This is a genomic window from Streptomyces sp. NBC_01669 (assembly GCF_026339735.1).
GTDB classification, from domain to species: domain Bacteria; phylum Actinomycetota; class Actinomycetes; order Streptomycetales; family Streptomycetaceae; genus Streptomyces; species Streptomyces yanii.
Genome location: NZ_JAPEQG010000001.1, coordinates 7,007,784 through 7,031,904, shown reverse-complemented (window position 1 = coordinate 7,031,904; position 24,121 = coordinate 7,007,784). Strand labels below are relative to the sequence as shown.

Annotated in this window: 21 protein-coding genes and 3 rRNA genes; 6 read left to right on the top strand and 18 right to left on the bottom strand. The window is 67.0% G+C overall.

What is annotated here, in order from left to right; genetic code table 11:
* Positions 1–96 precede the first annotated feature (96 nt).
* Genes OG972_RS31535 through OG972_RS31525 form a run of 3 tightly spaced genes read right to left on the bottom strand, consistent with a single transcriptional unit; the run spans position 97 to position 2,109 of the window.
* Positions 97–1,002 carry an NAD kinase gene (locus tag OG972_RS31535; RefSeq protein WP_266987251.1) on the bottom strand — a complete coding sequence of 302 codons (906 nt, stop codon included), beginning with the start codon at positions 1,000–1,002 and terminating at the stop codon, positions 97–99.
* Positions 999–1,814 carry a TlyA family RNA methyltransferase gene (locus OG972_RS31530; RefSeq protein WP_266987249.1) on the bottom strand — a complete coding sequence of 272 codons (816 nt, stop codon included), beginning with the start codon at positions 1,812–1,814 and terminating at the stop codon, positions 999–1,001. Before OG972_RS31530 ends, OG972_RS31535 begins: the two co-directional genes overlap by 4 nt.
* A gap of 7 nt (positions 1,815–1,821) precedes the next feature.
* Entirely contained in the window at positions 1,822–2,109 is a 288-nt protein-coding gene (locus OG972_RS31525; protein ID WP_266990829.1) for a hypothetical protein, read from the bottom strand.
* Positions 2,110–2,163: 54 nt separating this feature from the next.
* On the opposite strand from OG972_RS31525, the gene OG972_RS31520 reads away from it, so the two are divergent.
* Positions 2,164–2,511: an SCP2 sterol-binding domain-containing protein gene (locus OG972_RS31520; protein WP_266987247.1), complete on the top strand. Its 348-nt coding sequence runs from the start codon at positions 2,164–2,166 to the stop codon at positions 2,509–2,511.
* A gap of 139 nt (positions 2,512–2,650) precedes the next feature.
* Here the strand turns inward: OG972_RS31520 and OG972_RS31515 are convergent, their stop codons facing one another.
* The 4 genes from OG972_RS31515 to OG972_RS31500 form a co-directional block, all read right to left on the bottom strand.
* A complete protein-coding gene (locus OG972_RS31515) occupies positions 2,651–3,478 on the bottom strand; it encodes an ABC transporter ATP-binding protein (RefSeq protein WP_266990827.1) in 828 nt (275 codons plus the stop codon).
* Positions 3,479–3,555: 77 nt separating this feature from the next.
* Positions 3,556–4,617 carry an iron chelate uptake ABC transporter family permease subunit gene (locus OG972_RS31510; RefSeq protein ID WP_266990825.1) on the bottom strand — a complete coding sequence of 354 codons (1,062 nt, stop codon included), beginning with the start codon at positions 4,615–4,617 and terminating at the stop codon, positions 3,556–3,558.
* A gap of 5 nt (positions 4,618–4,622) precedes the next feature.
* Positions 4,623–5,582, bottom strand: coding sequence for an iron ABC transporter permease (locus OG972_RS31505; RefSeq protein ID WP_266990823.1), 960 nt, complete (start codon positions 5,580–5,582; stop codon positions 4,623–4,625).
* Between the two features lie 275 nt (positions 5,583–5,857).
* Positions 5,858–6,886, bottom strand: coding sequence for an HAD hydrolase-like protein (locus tag OG972_RS31500; RefSeq protein WP_266987245.1), 1,029 nt, complete (start codon positions 6,884–6,886; stop codon positions 5,858–5,860).
* A gap of 72 nt (positions 6,887–6,958) precedes the next feature.
* Between OG972_RS31500 and OG972_RS31495 the strand changes: the two genes are divergently transcribed.
* Positions 6,959–8,236 carry a DUF1015 domain-containing protein gene (locus OG972_RS31495; RefSeq protein ID WP_266987243.1) on the top strand — a complete coding sequence of 426 codons (1,278 nt, stop codon included), beginning with the start codon at positions 6,959–6,961 and terminating at the stop codon, positions 8,234–8,236.
* 72 nt (positions 8,237–8,308) lie between these two features.
* Here the strand turns inward: OG972_RS31495 and OG972_RS31490 are convergent, their stop codons facing one another.
* The 6 genes from OG972_RS31490 to OG972_RS31465 all read right to left on the bottom strand — a co-directional run bounded on the left by OG972_RS31490 (position 8,309) and on the right by OG972_RS31465 (position 17,145).
* Positions 8,309–9,022: a tetratricopeptide repeat protein gene (locus OG972_RS31490; protein WP_266990822.1), complete on the bottom strand. Its 714-nt coding sequence runs from the start codon at positions 9,020–9,022 to the stop codon at positions 8,309–8,311.
* Positions 9,022–10,587, bottom strand: coding sequence for a hypothetical protein (locus OG972_RS49295; RefSeq protein WP_323135911.1), 1,566 nt, complete (start codon positions 10,585–10,587; stop codon positions 9,022–9,024). The genes OG972_RS31490 and OG972_RS49295 overlap by 1 nt, the downstream gene beginning before the upstream one ends.
* Positions 10,588–10,639: 52 nt before the next feature.
* Positions 10,640–10,756 (bottom strand): 5S ribosomal RNA (gene rrf / locus OG972_RS31480).
* A gap of 108 nt (positions 10,757–10,864) precedes the next feature.
* Positions 10,865–13,989 (bottom strand): 23S ribosomal RNA (locus OG972_RS31475).
* A gap of 309 nt (positions 13,990–14,298) precedes the next feature.
* A 16S ribosomal RNA gene (locus tag OG972_RS31470) occupies positions 14,299–15,824 on the bottom strand.
* The 16S, 23S and 5S rRNA genes sit together here, the layout of an rRNA operon.
* Before the next feature lie 679 nt (positions 15,825–16,503).
* A complete protein-coding gene (locus OG972_RS31465; RefSeq protein ID WP_266987241.1) occupies positions 16,504–17,145 on the bottom strand; it encodes a DNA-3-methyladenine glycosylase in 642 nt (213 codons plus the stop codon).
* A gap of 72 nt (positions 17,146–17,217) precedes the next feature.
* Between OG972_RS31465 and OG972_RS31460 the strand changes: the two genes are divergently transcribed.
* The 3 genes from OG972_RS31460 to OG972_RS31450 all read left to right on the top strand — a co-directional run bounded on the left by OG972_RS31460 (position 17,218) and on the right by OG972_RS31450 (position 19,238).
* The gene (locus OG972_RS31460; protein ID WP_266987239.1) at positions 17,218–18,000 is read left to right on the top strand and encodes a sporulation protein; all 783 of its coding nucleotides are present in this window, start codon (positions 17,218–17,220) and stop codon (positions 17,998–18,000) included.
* A 43-nt stretch (positions 18,001–18,043) separates the two neighbouring features.
* Positions 18,044–18,574, top strand: a complete 531-nt coding sequence (locus OG972_RS31455) for a YbhB/YbcL family Raf kinase inhibitor-like protein (protein WP_266987237.1) — start codon at positions 18,044–18,046, stop codon at positions 18,572–18,574.
* A 157-nt stretch (positions 18,575–18,731) separates the two neighbouring features.
* Complete coding sequence (locus OG972_RS31450) at positions 18,732–19,238, top strand: HNH endonuclease (protein ID WP_266987235.1); 507 nt, start codon at positions 18,732–18,734, stop codon at positions 19,236–19,238.
* Between the two features lie 69 nt (positions 19,239–19,307).
* Here OG972_RS31450 and OG972_RS31445 read toward each other — a convergent pair whose 3' ends face one another.
* From OG972_RS31445 to OG972_RS31430, 4 genes are all read right to left on the bottom strand, one after another.
* Complete coding sequence (locus tag OG972_RS31445; protein WP_266987233.1) at positions 19,308–20,075, bottom strand: sulfite exporter TauE/SafE family protein; 768 nt, start codon at positions 20,073–20,075, stop codon at positions 19,308–19,310.
* Positions 20,076–20,137: 62 nt separating this feature from the next.
* On the bottom strand, positions 20,138–21,067 hold the full coding sequence (locus tag OG972_RS31440; RefSeq protein ID WP_030920228.1) for an SPFH domain-containing protein: 930 nt from the start codon (positions 21,065–21,067) through the stop codon (positions 20,138–20,140).
* A gap of 126 nt (positions 21,068–21,193) precedes the next feature.
* Positions 21,194–21,622: an NfeD family protein gene (locus OG972_RS31435; protein ID WP_266987230.1), complete on the bottom strand. Its 429-nt coding sequence runs from the start codon at positions 21,620–21,622 to the stop codon at positions 21,194–21,196.
* 84 nt (positions 21,623–21,706) lie between these two features.
* Complete coding sequence (locus OG972_RS31430) at positions 21,707–22,504, bottom strand: ABC transporter ATP-binding protein (protein ID WP_266987228.1); 798 nt, start codon at positions 22,502–22,504, stop codon at positions 21,707–21,709.
* 123 nt (positions 22,505–22,627) lie between these two features.
* Between OG972_RS31430 and OG972_RS31425 the strand changes: the two genes are divergently transcribed.
* A complete protein-coding gene (locus OG972_RS31425) occupies positions 22,628–23,410 on the top strand; it encodes a hypothetical protein (protein WP_266987226.1) in 783 nt (260 codons plus the stop codon).
* Positions 23,411–23,770: 360 nt separating this feature from the next.
* Here the strand turns inward: OG972_RS31425 and OG972_RS31420 are convergent, their stop codons facing one another.
* A complete protein-coding gene (locus OG972_RS31420; protein WP_266990820.1) occupies positions 23,771–24,019 on the bottom strand; it encodes a chaplin in 249 nt (82 codons plus the stop codon).
* Positions 24,020–24,121: the final 102 nt, after the last annotated feature.

The window sequence follows — 24,121 nt, the reverse complement described above, 5'->3', positions numbered from 1 at the left end:
GACCTTACGAGGTCCGGACCCCGGTGTGCGACGGGCCCCGGCCGCGGATTCACTCTCCCGTGCGCCGGAGGGCCGTGATCTGCGGCACCGACGCGATCAGTGGGGTGCGCCCCGCCACCCCGAGACGGGCAGCGCGAACTTCGCCACCAGCCGGTCCGTGAACGAGGCCTGGTGCAGCCGCGCCAGCCGTACGGGCACGGCGCCGCGCCGCACCTCGACCCGCGCTCCGGCCGGCAGCTCCACGGTCCTGCGCCCGTCGCACCACAGCACCCCGTGCGGGGTGTGCGGCTGGACCTCGACGGCGAGCACCGAGGTCGGCGACGTCACCAGCGGCTTGGCGAACAGGGCATGGGCGCTGATCGGGACCATCAGCAGCGCCTCGACCTCCGGCCACACCACCGGCCCGCCCGCCGAGAAGGCGTACGCGGTGGAGCCGGTCGGCGTCGCACAGACGATCCCGTCGCAGCCGAAGCCGGTGACCGGGCGCCCGTCGATCTCCAGGACGACTTCGAGCATCCGCTCGGGCGACACCTTCTGCACGGCCGCTTCGTTCATCGCCCAGTCGGTGTGGACGATGTCGCCGTTGCTGTGCACGAGGACGTCGATCGTCATGCGCTCCTCGACCTGGTACGCCCGGGTGACGACCCGGTCGACCACCTTGTCCAGGTCGTCCCGCTCGGCCTCGGCGAGGAAGCCGACCCGGCCGAGGTTGACTCCGAGCATCGGCACCCCGGAGGCCCGGGAGATCTCGGCGCCGCGCAGCAGCGTCCCGTCCCCGCCGAGGACGATGAGCAGCTCACAGCCGTCGACGGCCGCGGGCGTCGCGTCGTGGACCGTCTCCACGGCCGTCGGGAGCGGCAGGTCGGCGGCCTCCGCGGCAAGGACCCGTACCCCGAGTCCGCTGCGCAGCAGCCCCTGCACCACGAGCTCGGCGCTGCGGATCGCGGCCGGCCGGCCGGTATGCGCCAAAAGAAAGACTGTTCGTGCCGCATTCGTCGTCAACGAGGCCCCTCCGCCACTGCACGGTCGACATCCGCGGGATCCAGCTCAGGCGCTCCGGCCCGCAGCCAGAGAAAATACTCGACATTGCCGGAAGGCCCGGGCAGCGGGCTCGCGGTCACTCCGCGCACTCCGAGTCCCAGCCCCCAGGCCCGGCGCGCGACCTCCCGTACCGCTTCGGCCCGCAGCTCGGGGCTGCGCACCACGCCACCGCTGCCCAGCCGCTCCTTGCCGACCTCGAACTGCGGCTTGACCATCAGGACCAGGTCCGCGTCGGGGGCGGCACAGCGCGCCAGAGCAGGCAGGACGAGCCCCAGCGGGATGAACGACAGATCGCCGACCACCAGGTCCACCGCCTCTCCGTCGATCGCCTCCAGCGTCAATTCACGTACGTTGGTGCGGTCCTTGACGGTGACGCGTTCATCGGACTGCAGCGACCAGGCGAGCTGCCCGTAGCCCACGTCGACGGCGACGACATGACCGGCTCCGGCCCGCAGCAGTACGTCGGTGAATCCACCGGTCGACGCCCCTGCGTCCAGTGCCCGCCGTCCCTCGACCTTCAGCCCGAGGGGTACGAAGGCGGCGAGGGCGCCCGCGAGCTTGTGCCCGCCGCGCGAGACGTACTCGGGGTCGCTGTCGTCCTTGATGACGACGACCGCGGCGCTGGTCTCGACCTGGGTGGCGGGTTTGGTCGCGGTGTTGCCGCCGACGGTCACCCGCCCTGCGGCGATCAGCTGGCTCGCATGCTCGCGTGAGCGGGCGAGCTTTCGGCGTACCAGCTCGGCGTCGAGGCGGCGACGTGCCACTCCTGCCACGTTCGGTTCAGCTCCTGTTGTTGTACGGGGGCATCGGTGCGGGTACCGGTGCGGGTGCGGGCCGGGCATCCAGCGCGGTCAGCGCATCGCGCAGCCCACGGTGTACATCCTCGTACACCTCGATGTGTCCCTCCGCCGGGAGGTGGTCCGCATCGGCAAGCCGCTCCAGCCCCGCGTCCACCTCGGCGTGTCCGGTGGGGGTGCGCGTGACGCCGAGGGGCGCGGGGGATGCGGGCTCGGGTGCGGGGCCGGCCGTCTCCGCCGATTCCCCGGGCGCAGCCCCGGCTTCCGGCATCAAGTCGCTCATGCGGAAACGCTACCGCGAAGGCCTGGGGTACCGTCGGTCACGATGGCGACCATGGCGGAGTGCCGCAGCGCACTCGACAGACTTTCCGACAACCTCGCGACGGCCGAGGGCGACGTGCGCAGCGCGGCTGCCCTGGACCGCTCGCTGAGCTGTCACATCAAGGATCTCGGGATCACCTTCACCGGCCGTCTCAAGGATGGCCGGATCCAGGTACTCGACACGATCGAGGGCCCGCCGAGCGAGAAGGCCGAGATCCGGCTCGCGATGAACGGCGACGACCTGGTGGCCATGGTGAACGGGAACCTGAACTTCGCAAAGGCCTGGGCCTCGGGCCGGGTCCGGCTGGAAGCAAGCCTCCGAGACCTCATGCGCCTCAGAACACTGCTGTAGTACACCCGCCGCACCAGCCCCTGGGGCAACCGACCACACCCACACCATCAAGCCTGCCGCGCTGACCGATCACGCCCGCAGAATCAGGGCCCGTCCGGCGATTGAGGGCAGAGCGCGCCGAAAGGCAGCGCAATCCCGCTCAGGCCCCCACCGAATCCGTAACGCGCGCGCCCCGTACGTTACGCGCGCCCCGCGCGGCCGGCACCACCAACGGCGTCCCCGTCTCCGGATCATCGATCACCTGGCACCGCAGCCCGAACACCCGCTCCACCAGCTCCGCCGTGACCACGTCTCGCGGCGCTCCCTCGGCAATGACCTCGCCCCCGCGCATGGCAATCAGATGCGTGGCGTAGCGCGCGGCGTGGTTCAGGTCGTGGAGCACGGCGACCAACGTCCGCCCGCGTGTCTCATGCAGCTCCGCGCACAGGTCGAGGACATCGATCTGGTGCTGAATGTCGAGGTACGTCGTCGGCTCGTCGAGCAGCAGCAGCGGCGTCTCCTGCGCCAGCGCCATCGCGATCCAGACACGCTGCCGCTGACCGCCGGACAGTTCGTCGACATAGCGATCGGCCAGCTCGCGGACACCGGTCGACACCATCGATTCCTCGACAATGCGTTCGTCGTCCGGCGACCACTGCCGCAGCAGCCCCTGATGCGGATACCGCCCGCGTGCGACCAGGTCCGCGACGGTGATGCCGTCGGGCGCGATCGAGGACTGCGGCAGCAGCCCCAGGGTCTTCGCGACCTTCTTCGCGGGCATCGCATGGATCGTCTGCCCGTCCAGCAGCACCTGCCCGCGGCTCGGCTTGAGCATCCGGGACAGTGCCCGCAGCAGCGTGGACTTCCCACAGGCGTTGGGGCCGACGATCACGGTGAACGAGTTGTCGGGGATCTCGACCGAGAGGTTCTCCGCGATGACCCGCTGGTCGTAGCCGAGGGTCACCGAGTCCGCGGTGAGGCGCTGCATGGTCGTACTCCGGGAGTCGGTGGGATGGGGCATCGACGGGCTGGTCCTGCGGGGCGGATTCACCGTCCGACGGGTTCTCATATCCGCCCCGCCCTGCGCTCGGAGACGAGCAGCCACAGCAGGTAGCAGCCACCCAGCACGCCGGTGACAACACCGACCGGCAGCTGCCGGTCGCCGAAGGCGTCCATCGCGATCCAGTCGGCGACGAGCAGCAGCGCAGCCCCCATGAAAGCGGCGGGCGCCAGATTGGGCCCGGGCGAGCGAGTGAGCCGGCGGGCCAGCTGCGGGGCGCTCAGCGAAACGAAGGCGATGGGGCCGGCGGCGGCGGTGGCGACGGCGACGAGCAGCACGGCGCAGCCCATCAGGACGAGCCGGGTGCGTTCCACCCGTACCCCCAGGGCGTACGCGGAGTCGTCGCCCATCTCCATCATGCGCAGCGCCCGCCCGTGCCCGAGCACCAGCGGAATGAGCAGGCCGCACACCACCAGCAGCGGCCAGACCTGCGCCCAGTCGCGCCCGTCCAGCGAGCCGGTCATCCAGACGACGGCGCGGGTCGCGTCGACCAGGTTCGCCTTGGTGATCAGATACTGGGTGGCGGCGGTGAGCATCGCGGCCGCGCCGATACCGACGAGCACCAGCCGGTAGCCGTGGACCCCTCGTTTCCACGCCAGCAGGTACACCGCGGCGCCGGTGAGCAGCCCGCCGACGACGGCGCCGCCCGCGACCGCGGCGGCCCCGCCCTGGAAGAGGATGATTACCGTCAGCGCACCGACGGTGGCGCCCTGGCCGAAGCCGAGCACGTCGGGGCTGCCGAGCGGGTTGCGGGAGATGGTCTGGAACACGGCACCCCCGACCCCGAGCGCCGCGCCGACCAGGAGCCCGACGAGGACCCGCGGCAGGCGCAGGTCCGTGACGATGAACTCCTGCTGGAAGGTGCCGTGCCCGAACAGCGTGCTGACGACCTCGCCGGGCGTCATCGCGTAGTCGCCGCTGCCGATGAGCACGATCCCGGCCCCGGCTGCCACAGCGGCAAGGAGCACGATCACCACGAATGCCCGGACGTCCACCCGGAAGGAGATCCCCCCGCCGGTCCGTACGGCCCGAACCGCGCCGGCCCCGCCCTTCGTACGGGTCTTCATGGCCTTCACAGCTGTGCCATCCTCTTGCGGCGTACGAGATGGATGAAGACGGGACCGCCGAGCAGCGCGGTGACGATGCCGACCTGCAGCTCGGACGGCCGGGCGATCACCCGCCCCACCACGTCCGCGCCGAGCAGCAGCACCGGCGCGAGCACGGCCGCGTACGGCAGGATCCACCGCATATCGGGGCCGGTGATCGCGCGCACCAGGTGCGGGATCATCAGCCCGATGAAGACGATCGGCCCGCAGGCGGCGGTCGCGGCCCCGCACAGCAGAGTGACGGCGAGCATCGCGAGGACGCGGGTGCGGGTCAGGTGGGCGCCGAGCGCCCTGGCGGTGTCGTCGCCCATCTCCAGGGCGTTCAGCGGCCGGGCGATGAGCAGTGCGAGGACGACACCGACCGCGATGAACGGCCACACCTTGCCGACGGTCTCCATGTTCGCCGAGGCCAGCGACCCGACCGTCCAGAACCGCAGCCGGTCGAGCGCCGCCGCGTCCAGCAGCTGTACGGCGTTGACATAGCCGAACAGCGCGGCGCTGGCCGCGGTCCCGGCGAGGGCGAGGCGTACAGGTGTCGCGGACCGGCTGCCACCGAGCAGGTACACCGCGACCGACACGACCGCGGCGCCGAGGAACGCGAACCACACGTACCCGGTCAGCGAGGTGACACCGAAGAAGCTGATCGCGGACACGACAGCTGCCGAGGCTCCTGCGTTGACCCCGAGCAGTCCGGGTTCTGCCAGTGGGTTACGGGTCAGGGCCTGCATCACCGCACCGGCGAGGCCGAGCGCGGTGCCGACGATCAGCCCGAGCACGGTCCGCGGGATGCGCACCTCCCGCACGAGGACATCGTCATGGGTCCCCGAGGCGCGGAACAGACCGTGCCAGACATCGGCGAGGGGCAGCGCCTTTGCACCGATCGCGATACTCGCGAGGCACACCAGCACCAGCGCGACCACGGCCATCAACAGCCCTGCGGCACGGATCGCATGGCGCCCGGGGGGCGCGGATGTCACCGGCGCGGCCCTGGGACCTGCGCTCGGCTCTGGCGGACTCTCGACCAACACGAGGTTAGGTTAGCCTACCCTCTTAAGTTGTCGAGCCGTTCGGCTCCCCGCACACAACGGAACGCCGCATACGCCCGATTCATCCCGCAAGGATCCGGCGCCCCGGCGAACTCCCGGACCCTCCCGCCCAGTTGCCCACACCCCGCGCGCAGCACCCTCCGGCTGCCGCCGGACTACAGCCCGAGCCTGGCCACCGCCTTCCCCGCATCAAGCCGGCACGCCCCCTCACCGGCGTACGACCAGGCAGCCCCGCACAGCGCCCGCAGCCCGTCGAGCACGTCCCCGTCGCCCTCCAGCGCCAGCTCGTCGCCGCGCACCACGGCCGTCCAGCCACCGCATCCGAACCCACCACCGTTCTCCGTCACCTCGGGCTGCCCGGTGAGCAGTCCCCGCAGATCCGCATCCACATACGTCGGCCGGTGCTTCGGCTCGGCCGCCACCAGCTGCGCCGCGTCCGTCACCCCGGTGAGCACCAGCAGTGAGTCCACTCCACCGTTGAACGCACCCTCGATGTCCGTATCCAGCCGGTCCCCGACCACCAGCGGCCGCTCCGCCCCGGTCCGCAGCACGGTCTCACGGTGCATCGGCGGCAGCGGCTTCCCGGCGACCTGCGGCTCGGCACCGGTGGCGATCCGTACGACCTCGACCGCCGCACCATTGCCCGGCGCGATCCCCCGGGCGCTCGGAATCGTCAGATCGGTGTTGGACGCGAACCACGGCACCCCACGGTTGATCGCGTACGCAGCCTCCGCGAACCGTCCCCACGCCATGTCGGGACCGCCGTACCCCTGCGCCACCGCCACCGGCTCGTCGTCCGCCGACTCCACCGGTACCAGCCCGCGCTCCACCAGCGCGACCTTCAGCCCTTCACCCCCGACGACGAGCACCCGAGCCCCGGCCGGCAGCTGATCGGCCATCAGCCGGGCCACCGCCTGCGCCGAGGTGATCACGTCGGCGGGCTCGGCCGGCACCCCGAGCTCGGTCAGATGGTCCGCCACGGCAGCCGGCGTACGCAGCGCATTGTTGGTCACGTACGCGAGATGCATTCCGCGGTCCCGCGCGACGCCCAGCGAATCGACGGCATGCACGATCGCGTGGCCACCCGCGTACACCACCCCGTCAAGATCCAGCAGAGCCGTGTCGTACGCCTCGCTCAGCGCAGTGCTGATCCCGCTCGGCCGGGTCCTGCTCACCTGACTCATATCTTTACGCTCCTCATTGCATGCTTCTCCCCCGATCATCGCGCATCGCCACAACGCACATACGATGCAGAAATGAAGACACCAGGTCCCACCGGCCAGGGACTGCGCCTGATCCCGTTCCGCGGTCTTCGCTACGTCCCCGAGCGGGTCGGCAGTCTCGCGGCGGTGACCTCACCGCCGTACGACGTCGTCGTGCGCCCCGACGGCCTGCACCACCTGGAATCGGCGGACCCGCACAACATCGTCAGGTTGATCCTGCCGCAGGCCGACACGGCCGCCGCCCGCCAGGAGCAGGCCGCCGAGACTCTGAACCGCTGGCTCGACGAGGGCATACTGGTCCCCGAGAACGAGCCCGCGCTCTACGTCTACGAGCAGCGCAGCGGCGAGATCCTGCAGCGCGGCATCGTGGGAGCACTGGCGCTCTCCTCCCCCGCCGACGGCATCGTCCTGCCGCACGAGGACGTCATGGCCCATGTCGTCGAGGATCGCGCCAACCTGATGCGCACCACAGCCGCCCACCTGGAACCGCTCCTGCTCACCTACCGCAGCGAGGGCGACCCGACCGGCGCGACCGCTGTGATCGAGCGCACCATCCACCGGCCGCCGCTGCTCGCGACGACCACCGAGGACGGCTACCGGCACCGGCTCTGGGCGGTCACCAACCCGGCCGACCGGTCCGAGATCGAGACCGACCTCGCCCGCCACCAGGCGCTCATCGCCGACGGACACCACCGCTGGGCCACCTACCTCCGGCTGCAGCAGGAACACACCGACCCGGGCCCCTGGGACTTCGGCCTGGTCCTCCTCGTCGACACGGCCCGCTACCCGCTCCGGGTCCGCGCCATCCACCGGCTGCTGCACCGCCTCCCCGTCGCCGACGCCCTGGCCGCGTTGAACGGCACATTCCGCGTCCGCGACATCGAGGAACCACTCCCCGTGGCTCTCGACGCCCTCGCCGAGGCGGCCGCCGAGGGCAACGCCTTCCTGCTGGCAGGCGACGGCCGCTTCCATCTCGTCGACCGCCCGGACGAGGCACTGCTGGCCCGCACGATCCCGGCCGACCGCCCACTCGCCTGGCGCACTCTCGATGCGACGGTGCTGCACGCGACGCTGCTCGACCATGTGTGGCAGATCCCCGACAGCCCGGAACGCATCGCGTACATACACGACACCGAGGCAGCCGTGGAGCAGGCCGAGCGCCGCAACGCCACCGCGGTCCTGATGCATCCGGTACGCGAAGAAGTCGTCCGGGACCTGGCCCGACAGGGAGTCACCATGCCCCGCAAGTCGACCTCGTTCGGCCCCAAGCCGGCCACGGGCCTGGTCCTGCGGAGCCTCGCCCTCGGGTGACCGCGGGCACGGACGCAGGACACAAAAAAAAGAGGGCGGCATCCCTTTCGGGATGCCGCCCTCTCTCATGTCCTACGCCTTCGCCGACCCGTCGTCATCCGCATCGTCGACATCGCCATCAGTGGCGGTGTCGGCTTCGGCCTCGACCGTCTCGTCCTCGTCGCTCTCACCGAGAGCGTCGACGAACTCGACACCGTCCAGCTCGGCGAGCCGGTCCGACGCGTCGGTGGCACCGTCCTTGTCGGCCTCCAGGGCCTTCGCGAACCACTCACGCGCCTCGTCCTCGCGCCCCGCGGCCAGCAGCGCATCGGCGTACGCATAGCGCAGTCGCGGCGTCCACGGGTGCACGGCGCTCGATGCGAGCTCGGAGCTCTGCAGGGTGACGATGGCGGCATCGATCTGCCCCATGTCCCTGCGCGCCCCGGCGGCCACCAGGCGCATCTCGACCTGCCCGGCCTTGTCCAGCTTCTGCACCTCGGGCTCGCCGGCCATGGCCAACGCCCGCTCGGGCCGCCCAAGTCCACGCTCGCAGTCGGCCATGACGGGCCACAGCTCCACGGAACCGGTCATCCGCTTCGCCGCCCGGAACTCGGCCAGCGCCTCCGAGTACTTCTGCGTCGCGTACGCGGCAAAGCCGGCCGCCTCCCGCACAGCAGCCACCCGCGAGGCCAGCCGCAGCGCGATACGCGAGTACGCGTACGCCTGCTCGGGGTCCTCGTCGATGAGCCGGGCGACCATGACGAGGTTGCGGGCAACATCCTCGGCCAGGGTCTTCGGCAGGCTCATCAGCTCCTGCCGCACATCCTTGTCGATCTCGTCACCGGTGACGTCGTCAGGAATGGGAAGCCGCTTGATCGGCTCACGGTCCCGGTCGTCCCGACGGTCGTAGCCACCACGCTCGTCCCGCTGTCCGCGGTAGCCGCCGCGCTCACGGTCATCCCGCTGTCCGCGATATCCACCGCCGCCGCGGCTGTCGTCACGGCGGGGCCCGCCGCTGCGGCTGTCGTCGTCGCGGCGGGGCCCACGCGGCCGGTCGTCACGACGCTCGAAGCCACCACCGGGACGCCCACCACGGTCGTCCTCACGACGCGGCGCACGATCATCGCGGGGGAACCTGCCGGCACCGCCACCGCCACGGCTGTCATCGCGACGGAAGCCACCAGCACGGTCGTCGCGACGGAACCCGCCGCGGTCGCCGCCGCTCGTGGGCCGGCTGTCGTCCCGCCGGAACCCGCCGCTGCGGCTGTCGTCGTCGCGGCGGGGCCCACGCGGCCGGTCGTCACGACGCTCGAAGCCACCACCGGGACGCCCACCACGGTCGTCCTCACGGCGGGGCCCGCGGTACCCACCACGGTCGTCCTCACGACGCGGCGCACGATCGTCCCGGCGGAACCCACCACCGGAACCGCCACCGCGGCTGTCGTCACGACGGAAGCCACCACGGTCGTCCTCACGACGCGGCGCACGATCATCGCGACGGAACCCACCACCGGAACCGCCACCGCGGCTGTCGTCACGACGGAAGCCACCACGGTCGTCCTCACGACGCGGCGCACGATCGTCCCGGCGGAACCCACCACCGGAACCGCCACCGCGGCTGTCGTCACGACGGGGCCCGCCGCTGCGGTCGTCCTCACGACGCGGCGCACGATCATCGCGACGGAACCCACCACCGGAACCGCCACCGCGGCTGTCGTCACGACGGAAGCCACCACGGTCGTCCTCACGACGCGGCGCACGATCATCGCGACGGAACCCACCACCGGAACCGCCACCGCGGCTGTCGTCACGACGGGGCCCGCCGCTGCGGCTGTCGTCACGGCGGGGCCCGCCGCTGCGGCTGTCGTCGTCGCGGCGGGGCCCACGCGGCCGGTCGTCACGACGCTCGAAGCCACCACCGGGACGCCCACCACGGTCGTCCTCACGACGCGGCCCGCGGTACCCACCACGGTCGTCCTCACGACGCGGCGCACGATCATCGCGACGGAACCCACCACCGGAACCGCCACCGCGGCTGTCGTCACGACGGAAGCCACCACCGGAACCGCCGCGGCTGTCGTCACGACGCGGTCCGCGGTCGCTGTCGTCGCGACGGAAGCCACCCCGGTCACCGCCGCTCGTGGGCCGGCTGTCATCGCGACGGAAGCCACCACGGTCGTTGTCCCGGCGCGGGCCGCCGGACCTGTCGTCACGACCACCCCGGAAGCCGCCCCGGTCACCACCGTCCCGGCGACGCGGCTCGCGCTCCGAACGATCGTCGGGAGAGTTGGTGGACATTGGTGGAACTCCTGTCTTCGGGTACTACACACATTCTCGCGCAGCCGGACACCCGACGCGCTTCGGCAAAACAAAAGGACCCCTGGTTCCAGCGTGAACGCTGGGACCAGGGGTCCTTGAAAGATTGTTCGGCGGCGTCCTACTCTCCCACAGGGTCCCCCCTGCAGTACCATCGGCGCTGAAAGGCTTAGCTTCCGGGTTCGGAATGTAACCGGGCGTTTCCCTAACGCAATGACCACCGAAACCCTATCGGGTTCTAGCGAACAAGCACACTTTTCAATTAAGTAGTGAAGCTGTTCAACCGGTGCGACTGTTCGCAACCCGGGAACAACACAGTGGACGCGAGCAACTGAGGACAAGCCCTCGGCCTATTAGTACCAGTCAGCTCCACCCGTTGCCGGGCTTCCACATCTGGCCTATCAACCCAGTCGTCTACTGGGAGCCTTAACCCCTCAAAGGGGGTGGGAATACTCATCTCGAAGCAGGCTTCCCGCTTAGATGCTTTCAGCGGTTATCCTTTCCGAACGTAGCCAACCAGCCATGCCCTTGGCAGGACAACTGGCACACCAGAGGTTCGTCCGTCCCGGTCCTCTCGTACTAGGGACAGCCCTTCTCAATATTCCTACGCGCGCAGCGGATAGGGACCGAACTGTCTCACGACGTTCTAAACCCAGCTCGCGTACCGCTTTAATGGGCGAACAGCCCAACCCTTGGGACCGACTCCAGCCCCAGGATGCGACGAGCCGACATCGAGGTGCCAAACCATCCCGTCGATATGGACTCTTGGGGAAGATCAGCCTGTTATCCCCGGGGTACCTTTTATCCGTTGAGCGACAGCGCTTCCACAAGCCACTGCCGGATCACTAGTCCCGACTTTCGTCCCTGCTCGACCCGTCGGTCTCACAGTCAAGCTCCCTTGTGCACTTACACTCAACACCTGATTGCCAACCAGGCTGAGGGAACCTTTGGGCGCCTCCGTTACTCTTTAGGAGGCAACCGCCCCAGTTAAACTACCCATCAGACACTGTCCCTGATCCGGATCACGGACCCAGGTTAGACATCCAGCACGACCAGAGTGGTATTTCAACGGCGACTCCACAACCACTGGCGTGGCTGCTTCAAAGTCTCCCACCTATCCTACACAAGCCGAACCGAACACCAATATCAAACTGTAGTAAAGGTCCCGGGGTCTTTCCGTCCTGCTGCGCGAAACGAGCATCTTTACTCGTAGTGCAATTTCACCGGGCCTATGGTTGAGACAGTCGAGAAGTCGTTACGCCATTCGTGCAGGTCGGAACTTACCCGACAAGGAATTTCGCTACCTTAGGATGGTTATAGTTACCACCGCCGTTTACTGGCGCTTAAGTTCTCAGCTTCGCCGACCCGAAAGTCAGCTAACCGGTCCCCTTAACGTTCCAGCACCGGGCAGGCGTCAGTCCGTATACATCGCCTTACGGCTTCGCACGGACCTGTGTTTTTAGTAAACAGTCGCTTCTCGCTGGTCTCTGCGGCCACCCCCAGCTCACCGAGTAAATCGGATCACCAGTGATGGCCCCCTTCTCCCGAAGTTACGGGGGCATTTTGCCGAGTTCCTTAACCATAGTTCACCCGAACGCCTCGGTATTCTCTACCTGACCACCTGAGTCGGTTTAGGGTACGGGCCGCCATGAAACTCGCTAGAGGCTTTTCTCGACAGCATAGGATCATCCACTTCACCACAATCGGCTCGGCATCAGGTCTCAGGCTCAATGTGTGACGGATTTGCCTATCACACGCCCTACACCCTTACCCCGGGACTACCACCGCCCGGGCTGGACTACCTTCCTGCGTCACCCCATCGCTTACCTAGTACAAGTCTGGTTCGTCGGCTCCACCACTACCCTCAACTCCGAAGAGATCGGGCCGGCTTCACGGACTTAGCATCGCCTGATTCAGTATTGGGCGTTTCAAAGCGGGTACCGGAATATCAACCGGTTGTCCATCGACTACGCCTGTCGGCCTCGCCTTAGGTCCCGACTTACCCTGGGCAGATCAGCTTGACCCAGGAACCCTTAGTCAATCGGCGCACACGTTTCTCACGTGTGTATCGCTACTCATGCCTGCATTCTCACTCGTGAACCGTCCACAACTCGCTTCCGCGGCTGCTTCACCCGGCACACGACGCTCCCCTACCCATCCCAGCAGGCGTTGGCCCTATATGCTGGAATGACACGACTTCGGCGGTACGCTTGAGCCCCGCTACATTGTCGGCGCGGAATCACTTGACCAGTGAGCTATTACGCACTCTTTCAAGGGTGGCTGCTTCTAAGCCAACCTCCTGGTTGTCTCTGCGACTCCACATCCTTTCCCACTTAGCGTACGCTTAGGGGCCTTAGTCGATGCTCTGGGCTGTTTCCCTCTCGACCATGGAGCTTATCCCCCACAGTCTCACTGCCGTGCTCTCACTTACCGGCATTCGGAGTTTGGCTAAGGTCAGTAACCCGGTAGGGCCCATCGCCTATCCAGTGCTCTACCTCCGGCAAGAAACACACGACGCTGCACCTAAATGCATTTCGGGGAGAACCAGCTATCACGGAGTTTGATTGGCCTTTCACCCCTAACCACAGGTCATCCCCCAGGTTTTCAACCCTGGTGGGTTCGGTCCTCCACGAAGTCTTACCTCCGCTTCAACCTGCCCATGGCTAGATCACTCCGCTTCGGGTCTTGAGCGTGCTACTGAATCGCCCTATTCGGACTCGCTTTCGCTACGGCTTCCCCACACGGGTTAACCTCGCAACACACCGCAAACTCGCAGGCTCATTCTTCAAAAGGCACGCAGTCACGACTGTTGCTCCGAAGAACAACAGCGACGCTCCCACGGCTTGTAGGCACACGGTTTCAGGTACTATTTCACTCCGCTCCCGCGGTACTTTTCACCATTCCCTCACGGTACTATCCGCTATCGGTCACCAGGGAATATTTAGGCTTAGCGGGTGGTCCCGCCAGATTCACACGGGATTTCTCGGGCCCCGTGCTACTTGGGTGTCTCTTAAACGAGCCGTCAATGTTTCAGCTACGGGGGTCTTACCCTCTACGCCGGACCTTTCGCATGTCCTTCGCCTACATCAACGGTTTCTGACTCGTCTCACAGCCGGCAGACCGTGAAAAAGAGATCCCACAACCCCGCATGCGCAACCCCTGCCGGGTATCACACGCATACGGTTTGGCCTCATCCAGTTTCGCTCGCCACTACTCCCGGAATCACGGTTGTTTTCTCTTCCTGAGGGTACTGAGATGTTTCACTTCCCCTCGTTCCCTCCACACTGCCTATGTGTTCAGCAGCGGGTGACAGCCCATGACGACTGCCGGGTTTCCCCATTCGGACACCCCCGGATCAAAGCTCGGTTGACAGCTCCCCGGGGCCTATCGTGGCCTCCCACGTCCTTCATCGGTTCCTGGTGCCAAGGCATCCACCGTGCGCCCTTAAAAACTTGGCCACAGATGCTCGCGTCCACTGTGCAGTTCTCAAGCAACGACCAGTCACCCATCAGTTCGCCCTTGTAGGCGAGTTCACTGGGGCCGGCGTTCGAAGGCAACCTTGCGGCCATACCTTCAGACACCCAACAGCGCGCCCAGTACCCGGAATTCAATCGGTTCGCTTTCCACGCTCCGAGGAGCAGTACTTGCGACCCGGTTGAACCACCAGGTGCTGAATAGTCAACGTTCCACCCATGAGCTACCACCGTCGAACATTTGCCGACGTAGTGGCCTCTGACCAAGCAGGCTTGGTAAGAAGTGCTCCTTAGAAAGGAGGTGATCCAGCCGCACCTTCCGGTACGGCTACCTTGTTACGACTTCGTCCCAATCGCCAGTCCCACCTTCGACAGCTCCCTCCCACAAGGGGTTGGGCCACCGGCTTCGGGTGTTACCGACTTTCGTGACGTGACGGGCGGTGTGTACAAGGCCCGGGAACGTATTCACCGCAGCAATGCTGATCTGCGATTACTAGCAACTCCGACTTCATGGGGTCGAGTTGCAGACCCCAATCCGAACTGAGACCGGCTTTTTGAGATTCGCTCCGCCTCGCGGCATCGCAGCTCATTGTACCGGCCATTGTAGCACGTGTGCAGCCCAAGACATAAGGGGCATGATGACTTGACGTCGTCCCCACCTTCCTCCGAGTTGACCCCGGCAGTCTCCTGTGAGTCCCCATCACCCCGAAGGGCATGCTGGCAACACAGAACAAGGGTTGCGCTCGTTGCGGGACTTAACCCAACATCTCACGACACGAGCTGACGACAGCCATGCACCACCTGTATACCGACCACAAGGGGGGCACCATCTCTGATGCTTTCCGGTATATGTCAAGCCTTGGTAAGGTTCTTCGCGTTGCGTCGAATTAAGCCACATGCTCCGCTGCTTGTGCGGGCCCCCGTCAATTCCTTTGAGTTTTAGCCTTGCGGCCGTACTCCCCAGGCGGGGAACTTAATGCGTTAGCTGCGGCACCGACGACGTGGAATGTCGCCAACACCTAGTTCCCAACGTTTACGGCGTGGACTACCAGGGTATCTAATCCTGTTCGCTCCCCACGCTTTCGCTCCTCAGCGTCAGTAATGGCCCAGAGATCCGCCTTCGCCACCGGTGTTCCTCCTGATATCTGCGCATTTCACCGCTACACCAGGAATTCCGATCTCCCCTACCACACTCTAGCCTGCCCGTATCGACTGCAGACCCGGGGTTAAGCCCCGGGCTTTCACAACCGACGCAACAAGCCGCCTACGAGCTCTTTACGCCCAATAATTCCGGACAACGCTTGCGCCCTACGTATTACCGCGGCTGCTGGCACGTAGTTAGCCGGCGCTTCTTCTGCAGGTACCGTCACTTTCGCTTCTTCCCTGCTGAAAGAGGTTTACAACCCGAAGGCCGTCATCCCTCACGCGGCGTCGCTGCATCAGGCTTTCGCCCATTGTGCAATATTCCCCACTGCTGCCTCCCGTAGGAGTCTGGGCCGTGTCTCAGTCCCAGTGTGGCCGGTCGCCCTCTCAGGCCGGCTACCCGTCGTCGCCTTGGTAGGCCATCACCCCACCAACAAGCTGATAGGCCGCGGGCTCATCCTTCACCGCCGGAGCTTTTAACCCCGTCCCATGCGGGACAGAGTGTTATCCGGTATTAGACCCCGTTTCCAGGGCTTGTCCCAGAGTGAAGGGCAGATTGCCCACGTGTTACTCACCCGTTCGCCACTAATCCACCCCGAAGGGCTTCATCGTTCGACTTGCATGTGTTAAGCACGCCGCCAGCGTTCGTCCTGAGCCAGGATCAAACTCTCCGTGAATGTTCTCCCGTAATCGGGATGACACACACGAGCGGAACGACCGGTCGGAATAGGACCGATCGTTCACAGCGTCCTCGCTGTGTAATTGCCTACCGGAACCGTGAGGCCCGGCAGGACTTTCAAAGGAACCTCGAACCTGCCGAAGCAGGCCGGGGTATCAACATATCTGGCGTTGACTTTTGGCACGCTGTTGAGTTCTCAAGGAACGGACGCTTCCTTTGTACTCACCCTCTCGGGCTTTCCTCCGGGCTTTCCCTTCGGTCTTGCGTTTCCGACTCTATCAGACTCTTTCGTGTCCGATTCCCGGTCGAAGCGAGCCCTCTGCGGAGCAGAAGATTTGTCACTACGCTTTCCAGTTCTTCGCTTTCGCGCTTCCCTTTCCGGCGGTTCCAACCTTACCAGACTCTTTTTCGTTTCCGTTTCCGGTCCGAATTTGATTCCGGTGGCCTTTGGAGTGGCCTTTGCCTTTCGGCGTGTCCGCTACTTTAGTCGATTTCCTTGGCAGCTCATAATCGAGCCGATGGGATCGAATTACGGCATGCCGAATTCGCACCCGCCAGGGTGAATCGAAGGTAGTGGTTGGTCGCTTCCGGGTGCTCAACCTCGGTCCGATGGACCGTGCCGACAGCAGTACCCGTTCAAGCGGCTCGGACTACGTTAGGTGACCGGAAGGGGCGAGTCAAGTTGCGCGGCGGCGTGGTGCGTGGGGTCGGTACAGGCTCACCGTGGGATCTCCGTCGATCCAGAAGCGCCAGGGGTGTGCGGCTCCGTCACCGCCCACGCCGGTGCGGGGGCCGTTGCGTACCTGGTCGAGCGGCGGTGGGGTGCCGTGCAGTACGGACAAGGGGGCACCCGGGTGGGCGATGGCGTCGGTGCCGTTCAGGCCTCGGTCGATGTCAAGGGCGGTTGCCAGACGGGCCGGGCCTTTGGCCAGTTCTCGGTCGCTGCGGGCCGAGATTCGACGTTTACGGCTGAGTTCAGCACCCACCTGGACCTCACCCGCCCGGAGCAGTACACCGCTCGCCATGCCTTCGGGGCCGCACACCAGGTTGAGGCAGTGCCACATGCCGTAGGTGAAGTAGACGTAGGCGTGGCCGGGTGGTCCGAACATCACGCTGTTGCGCGCGGTGCGGCCACGGAAGGCATGCGAGCCGGGGTCGATCTCGCCGGCGTACGCCTCCACCTCGGTGAGGCGGAGTTCGATGGGGCCGTCGCCTGTGATGCGTACCAGGGTCCGGCCCAGGAGGTCGGGTGCCACCTCCAGCACGGGGCGGTCGAAGAAATCCCGCGTCAGCGGCGTACGGTCCAGGCCCTCGATCATGGCGTTCGAGGTTACCGGGAACCGACTACGGTCGTGGCGCGTATGTAGGGGTCAGACCAAGGAGGAGTAAATATGGGCTTCAAGCGGCTGCTCGCGAGCATGGGTGCCGGTGGTGCTTCGGTGGAGACGGAGCTGACCGAGCTCAACGTCGTACCGGGCGGGGTCGTCCAGGGCGAGGTGCGGATCCAGGGTGGTTCCGTGGCGCAGCAGATCGAGGGGCTCTCGGTCGGTCTGCAGGCGCGCGTCGAGGTCGAGGGCAACGACCAGGAGATGAAGCAGGACATCGAGTTCACCAAGCTGCAGCTCGGTGGGGCGTTCGAGGTGCAGGCCGGTGCCGTGCACGTCGTTCCGTTCGGGCTCGAGATCCCGTGGGAGACGCCGATCACGATGTTCGGCGGTCAGCACCTGCACGGCATGAACATCGGTGTGACCACCGAACTGGAGATCGCGCGGGCGCTGGATTCGGGCGACCTCGACCCGATCAACGTCCACCCGCTGCCGGCGCAGCAGGCGATCCTGGACGCGTTCGGGCAGCTGGGCTTCGGATTCCGCAGCGCGGACATGGAGCGTGGTCACATCCGCGGCACGCGTCAGCAGCTGCCCTTCTACCAGGAGATCGAGTTCTTCCCGCCGCAGCAGTACCGCGGGCTGAACCAGGTCGAGCTGACGTTCGTCGCGGACGACCGCGAGATGGATGTCGTGCTGGAGATGGACAAGAAGCCGGGGCTCTTCAGTGAGGGCAGCGACTCGTACCGGGCGTTCAAGGTCGGTCTGAACGACTTCCGGGGGACCGACTGGGCGGCATACCTCAATCAGTGGCTCGCCCAGGTCGGTGGTCGGCGCAACTGGCTCTAGGGTCGGTGGCGAGACTCCAGAGCCGATCAGGAGAGGTGCTGACGTGACCGAGCCGAAGAGGCCGCCGCTGCCGCATGACTTCCATCCCGAGGTGCCTTCGTTCACGGTGGTGAGCGAGGATCTCGCTCCCGGGGCCGTGCTGGCGGACGCCCAAGTGTTCGCGGCCGGGAACACTTCGCCGCAGCTGCGGTGGGAAGGGTTCCCGGCGGAGGCAAAGAGTTTCGCCGTGACCTGCTTCGATCCGGATGCTCCGACGGGCAGCGGGTTCTGGCACTGGGTCGTGTTCGACATCCCGGCATCGGTCACGGAGCTGCCGGCCGGTGCGGGCAGCGGGAAGTTCGAGGGACTGCCCACCGGTGCCGTTCAGGTCCGTAACGACTACGGGTCGAAGGAGTTCGGCGGCGCCGCGCCACCGGCCGGGGAGAACCACCGCTACGTCTTCACCGTGTATGCGGTGGACAGCGAGAAGCTGGGGCCGGACAGTAATGCGTCGCCCGCTGTGGTCGGCTTCAATCTGCGGTTCCACGCACTGGGCCGTGCTCAGCTGATCGGTGAGTACACCGGTCCCGCGTAGTACCCCGTGAGCTGAGAGTTCCCCTGCTGTTTGCCCTGCCCTGGTCTTGGAGAGATCAGGGCAGGGCATTTTTTATTGCGTTGTCCATCCCGGCCCGCCCAGCCAGAGTTGATCCGGGCCTGCCAGGGGGGCGGGCGGCACACGGGAGGTGGGCGAGATGCGGGACACGCTGGTTCTCAACGCGAGCTTCGAGCCGCTGTCGACGGTGACACTGAACCGTGCGGTGGTGCTGATTCTGCAGGACAAGGCTGTTGTCGAGCAGTCGCATCCCGATCTCCGCATGCGTGGTGCCGCCGTGGACATTCCGGTACCCCGGGTGATCAGGCTCTGCCGGTATGTACGGGTGCCGTTCCGAAGACAGGCACCGTGGTCCAGAAGGGGTGTGCTGATACGGGACCAGCACCGGTGCGCGTACTGCGGGCGACGGGCGACGACTGTCGACCATGTGGTGCCGCGCGCCCAGGGCGGCCAGGACACCTGGCTCAATACGGTGGCGTCCTGTGCCGAGGACAATCACCGCAAGGCGGCCCGGACGCCGGAGCAGGCGGGGATGCCGTTGCTGCGGCAGCCCTTCGTACCGTCGCCCGCGGAGGCGATGCTGCTGGCGATGGGAGCCGGTGAGCGGTCGACGCTGCCGGAGTGGCTGGACCGGACCGCCGCATAGTGGGCGTAGGCGGCCTACGCAGATCTTCGTATCGGAAGCCCGTCTCCGTGCGGAGGCGGGCTTCCGGGTTCAGCGGAGCATCAGCTGGACGATGGCGACCGTGCCGACCACCACGATGAGGCCGCGCAGCACGGTGGGGCTGAGGCGGCGCCCGACCTTGGCGCCGATCTGGCCGCCGAGCGCGGAGCCGACCGCGATCAGTGCGACGGCCGTCCAGTCGAAGTCCGCGACGAAGAGGAAGAAGAGCGCGGCAACGCTGTTGACGACCGCTGCCAGCACGTTCTTGACGGCGTTGAGGCGCTGCATCGTGTCGTCGAGCAGCATGCCCATCAGGGAGAGGTAGATGATCCCCTGGGCGGCGGTGAAGTAGCCGCCGTAGACGCTGGCGAGCATCAGTCCGACGACGAGGAGCGGGCCGCCGTCGGACCGGGCGGTGGTGCCGTTGTGCTCGCGGCGGCGCCGGACGGCTTTGCTGATGCGAGGTTGCAGAATGACCAGGGCGAGGGCCAGGGCGACCAGGATGGGCACGATGGTCTCGAACGCCGTGGAGGGCAGGGCCAGCAGCAGGGTGGCGCCGGTGAGGCCGCCGATGAGCGCGCCGATGCTCAGTTTGAGGGCGCGGCGCCGCTGTCCGGCGAGTTCCTTGCGGTAGCCGATGGCGCCGCTGATGGAGCCGGGGATCAGGCCGAGGGCGTTGGAGACGGTGGCGGTGACCGGGGGCAGGCCGGTGGCGAGGAGGACCGGGAAGGTGATCAGCGTTCCGGAACCGACGACTGTGTTGATCGCGCCCGCGCTGATGCCCGCGCCGAAGACGGCGAGCATTTCCCAGATGGACATTCCGATTCCCCCGTGCATGATCAGTGCTTGATGCACTGATCATGCACGATGGTGTGTACGCGTCAGTCGACCGGGGGTTCCTCGCGGCGCTCCTTGCCGGTGTTGAAGCCGGGGACGCCGGTGCCGAGGTTCCCGAAGGCGCCGCTGAGGCCCTTGAGAGCGTCGCCGATCTCGCTCGGCACGATCCAGAGCTTGTTGGCGTCGCCCTCGGCGATCTTCGGGAGCATCTGGAGGTACTGGTACGAGAGGAGCTTCTGGTCCGGATCGCCGGCATGGATGGACTCGAAGACCGTCCGGATGGCCTGGGCCTCGCCCTCGGCGCGCAGGGCCGCGGCCTTGGCCTCACCCTCGGCGCGCAGGATCGCGGACTGCTTCTCGCCCTCCGCGGTGAGGATCGCGGACTGCCGGGTTCCCTCGGCCTGGAGGATCGCGGCACGCTTGTCACGGTCGGCGCGCATCTGCTTCTCCATCGAGTCCTGGATGGAGGTCGGCGGTTCGATCGCCTTGAGCTCGACGCGGTTGACGCGGATACCCCACTTGCCGGTGGCTTCGTCGAGGACACCGCGGAGGGCGGCGTTGATCTCCTCGCGGGAGGTCAGGGTCCGCTCCAGGTCCATGCCACCGATGATGTTGCGGAGGGTGGTGACGGTGAGCTGCTCGATCGCCTGGATGTAGCTGGCGACTTCGTACGTCGCGGCCCGCGCGTCCGTCACCTGGTAGTAGATGACGGTGTCGATATTGACGACCAGGTTGTCCTGGGTGATCACCGGCTGGGGCGGGAACGGGACAACCTGTTCGCGGAGGTCGATCCGGTTGCGGATGGTGTCGATGAACGGAACGACGATGTTCAGGCCTGCATTGAGCGTGCGGGTGTAGCGGCCGAAGCGCTCCACGATGGCGGCGCTGGCCTGCGGGATGACCTGGATCGTCTTGATCAGGGCGATGAAGACGAGCACCACCAGAATGATCAGGACGATGATGATCGGTTGCATCGTGTTCCTCGTGCCCTTCGGTTGCCGACGGATCGCGATGATCGGGGTCGGATCTCATGAGGTCCGGATCTCATGATGATCGACATCGAGTCTGGCAGACCGAGGTCCGCCGTGTGAGCGGTTCGGTCACATGACAACGGCCGTAGCACCGTCGATGTCCACGACATCCACCTGCCGGCCGGGTTCGAAACTCTGATCTCCGTCGTAGGCGCGGGCCGACCAGATCTCCCCGGCCAGCTTGATCCGGCCACCGCTGCCGTCGACCCGTTCCAGGACGACGGCCTGACGGCCTTTCAGCGCATCGATGCCGGTGGCCAGTTGGGGCCGGTCGGCGCGGTGCCTGGCGGCGATCGGGCGAACCACCGCGATGAGAGCGACGGAGACGACCACGAAGACCAGGACCTGGGCCACGATGCCGCCGCCGAGTGCGGCGACGACCGCCGCGGCGACCGCTCCGACCGCGAACATCCCGAACTCGGGCATCGCGGTCAGGACGAGCGGAATACCCAGCCCGACCGCGCCGATCAGCCACCACACCCACGCATCGATGTCCACCCGGTCATGGTAGGACCGTGCGTCCCTCGCCGACAGGGCTTCGATCAGGACATTCGGGGCGCAGTGTGTTCAGAACACCGGCCTTCAGGACAGCGGGAGGCCGTGTGCGGTGTATCGGTCGCCGGTGTGCTCGACGATGAGCGGCAGACCGAAGCAGAGGGAGAGGTTGCGGGAGCTGAGCTCGGTCTCCATGGGGCCCGCGGCGAGGACCTTGCCCTGGCGGATCATGAGGACGTGGGTGAAGCCCGGGGCGATCTCCTCGACATGGTGCGTCACCATGATCATGGAGGGGGCCAACGGGTCGCGGGCGAGGCGGCCGAGGCGGCGGACCAGATCCTCGCGGCCGCCGAGGTCGAGACCTGCGGCGGGCTCGTCGAGGAGCAGCAGCTCCGGGTCGGTCATCATCGCGCGGGCGATCAGGGTGCGCTTGCGCTCGCCCTCGGAGAGGGTGCCGAACTTGCGGTCGAGGAACTCGGTCATGCCGAGCCGGTCGAGGAACGCGCGGGCCCGGTCCTCGTCGACGGGGTCGTAGTTCTCGTGCCAGGTGGCGGTCATGCCGTACGCCGCGGTGAGCACCGTCTGCAGGACGGTCTGGCGCTTGGGCAGCTTCTCCGCCATGGCGACGCCCGCGATACCGATCCGCGGGCGCAGGTCGAAGACGTCGGTGCCGACGCCGCCGAGTTGTTCACCGAGGATGGTGGCGCTGCCCTTGGTCGGGAAGAGGTAGCTGGACGCGATGTTGAGGAGGGTTGTCTTGCCGGCGCCGTTCGGGCCGAGGATGACCCAGCGCTCCCCCTCCTTGACCGACCAGGAGACGTCGTCCACCAGAGCGCGTCCGTCGCGGACCACGGATACGTCCACCAGCTCCAGTACATCGCTCATGAGCGCGTTGTCTCCCCATGCAGTCTCGAGATCGTCGCGTGCCTGTGGGCACAGCTCCCAGGGAAAACCTACGCCACCCCAGGAGTGCTCCAGCTCTTAGGTCCGGTTCCCTAGGCTGTTCCCATGCTTTCGGAACCACGCTCGGGGCTGCTGGCCTCATGGGGAAACGCGCTTCTGGCCGGACTTGTCTCACCGGACGACGCTGCGCTCGCGATTGTCGGAGAGGACGCGGTGCACCGCGTCGAGGGGCTGCCGGGTGAGGCGGGATCGGTCGGGCTCACGCTGGCCCTGGGGCGGCTGCGCGGATTGGGAGTGACGGGCTTCCGGGTCGCCCTGCCGGTGCCGGGGCATCCGCTCGGGCTCAGCGGCCCGCCCGAGTTCAATGCGCGGGCGCTGGATGCGGAGGAGGCGGTGATCGCGTCCGGTGCGCCGTACGGACTGGTGCCCGAGGTGCGGGAGGCGGGGCCTGCCGGTGATCTGCACGTCGAGGTGGTGTGGTGCTGTCTGCCGGTGCGGGAGGCGCCGCCGGCCGATGTGCCGTCGCTGGGTGAGGCGGAGCGGGAGCTCGCGGAGGCGTTGCGGGATGCGACGGCGACGCTGTCGCGGCTCGATGTGGCCGGGTCCGGGCCGGTGGCGGAGGCGGCGCTGGATGCGTACCGGGCGCGGGCGGAGCGGGGGCGGGAGCTGCTCGCTCCGGGATATCCGCCGCGGGCGGTACGGGTGCTGGAGCTGGCGCAGCGGGTGGGGCTGCTGATCTCGCTGGCGTACGAGAACGGGCACGGCGGGGCGGTGAGCGTGTCGGAGATCGCGGCCCGGGGGGCGGCGCTGCGGCCGGTGGAGCGGGTGGCTCGGCGGGCGCAGGTGGCGGCCTACAACGCGTATGTGGAGGGGCGGGAGCGGGGGTAAAGGGTGTCCCGTGATCCCCGGCGGATCAGCGCACGGCGTCGGATGCGGTGCATCGCAAGGCGGAGGGGCGTCCTCATACGGGGCGTATTCGGGTGTTCCGACAACGCGGCGAGGTGTCGTGGCTGTCGTTGTGCGCCCGTCAGGGTTTTCGGGACAGCACTCAGGCGCAGGAACGGGGCGTCCGGTGGCCCGTCCGTCCTCGATCGCCTGGACGGGCTTGATGGTGCCGGGCGGGTGTGGCTCGACCCGTTGCGGCTCGATCCTCGGTGGTGATGGGCCGTGAGTCGTGGTGTGGGGCGGCATGGTTGATGCCGGACGGGACCCTTTCGGGGCCGTCCGGCATCGAGAGAACCGGGGTGGTCAGCCGTTGTGGCCGACGTTGCCGAAGGCCGGGTTGAGCAGGCCGATCACGTTGACCGTGTTGCCGACCACGTTCACCGGGACGTGGACCGGGGCCTGGATGACGTTGCCACTGACCACGCCCGGGGAGTGGGTCGCCACACCATGGGCGCCCGCGCCGTGACCGGTGGCGGAGGCCGCGCCGGCGCCCGCGGCGATGATGCCACCGGCGATCATGGTGACGGCAGCGGCCTTCTTCAGGTTCTTCACTTCAGGATCCTCCTCGCGTCGCTGCGGCCGGCCGCCGCAGCACGCCATGGAGAACGCCCCCGGGCCCGACAGGATGCGCCGTTCGGGTGGCATACACCCGAC

Coding starts and splice junctions, on each gene's coding strand:
- OG972_RS31520 (WP_266987247.1), top strand. CDS start 2,164: ATGGCGACCATGGCGGAGTGCCGCAGCGCACTCGACAGACTTTCCGAC.
- OG972_RS31445 (WP_266987233.1), bottom strand. CDS start 20,075: ATGTCCATCTGGGAAATGCTCGCCGTCTTCGGCGCGGGCATCAGCGCG.
- OG972_RS31525 (WP_266990829.1), bottom strand. CDS start 2,109: ATGCCGGAAGCCGGGGCTGCGCCCGGGGAATCGGCGGAGACGGCCGGC.
- OG972_RS31500 (WP_266987245.1), bottom strand. CDS start 6,886: ATGAGTCAGGTGAGCAGGACCCGGCCGAGCGGGATCAGCACTGCGCTG.
- OG972_RS31505 (WP_266990823.1), bottom strand. CDS start 5,582: ATGGCCGTGGTCGCGCTGGTGCTGGTGTGCCTCGCGAGTATCGCGATC.
- OG972_RS31460 (WP_266987239.1), top strand. CDS start 17,218: ATGGGCTTCAAGCGGCTGCTCGCGAGCATGGGTGCCGGTGGTGCTTCG.
- OG972_RS31465 (WP_266987241.1), bottom strand. CDS start 17,145: ATGATCGAGGGCCTGGACCGTACGCCGCTGACGCGGGATTTCTTCGAC.
- OG972_RS31430 (WP_266987228.1), bottom strand. CDS start 22,504: ATGAGCGATGTACTGGAGCTGGTGGACGTATCCGTGGTCCGCGACGGA.
- OG972_RS31515 (WP_266990827.1), bottom strand. CDS start 3,478: ATGCAGCGCCTCACCGCGGACTCGGTGACCCTCGGCTACGACCAGCGG.
- OG972_RS31510 (WP_266990825.1), bottom strand. CDS start 4,617: ATGAAGACCCGTACGAAGGGCGGGGCCGGCGCGGTTCGGGCCGTACGG.
- OG972_RS31495 (WP_266987243.1), top strand. CDS start 6,959: ATGAAGACACCAGGTCCCACCGGCCAGGGACTGCGCCTGATCCCGTTC.
- OG972_RS31425 (WP_266987226.1), top strand. CDS start 22,628: ATGCTTTCGGAACCACGCTCGGGGCTGCTGGCCTCATGGGGAAACGCG.
- OG972_RS31440 (WP_030920228.1), bottom strand. CDS start 21,067: ATGCAACCGATCATCATCGTCCTGATCATTCTGGTGGTGCTCGTCTTC.
- OG972_RS31450 (WP_266987235.1), top strand. CDS start 18,732: ATGCGGGACACGCTGGTTCTCAACGCGAGCTTCGAGCCGCTGTCGACG.
- OG972_RS31490 (WP_266990822.1), bottom strand. CDS start 9,022: ATGAGCCTGCCGAAGACCCTGGCCGAGGATGTTGCCCGCAACCTCGTC.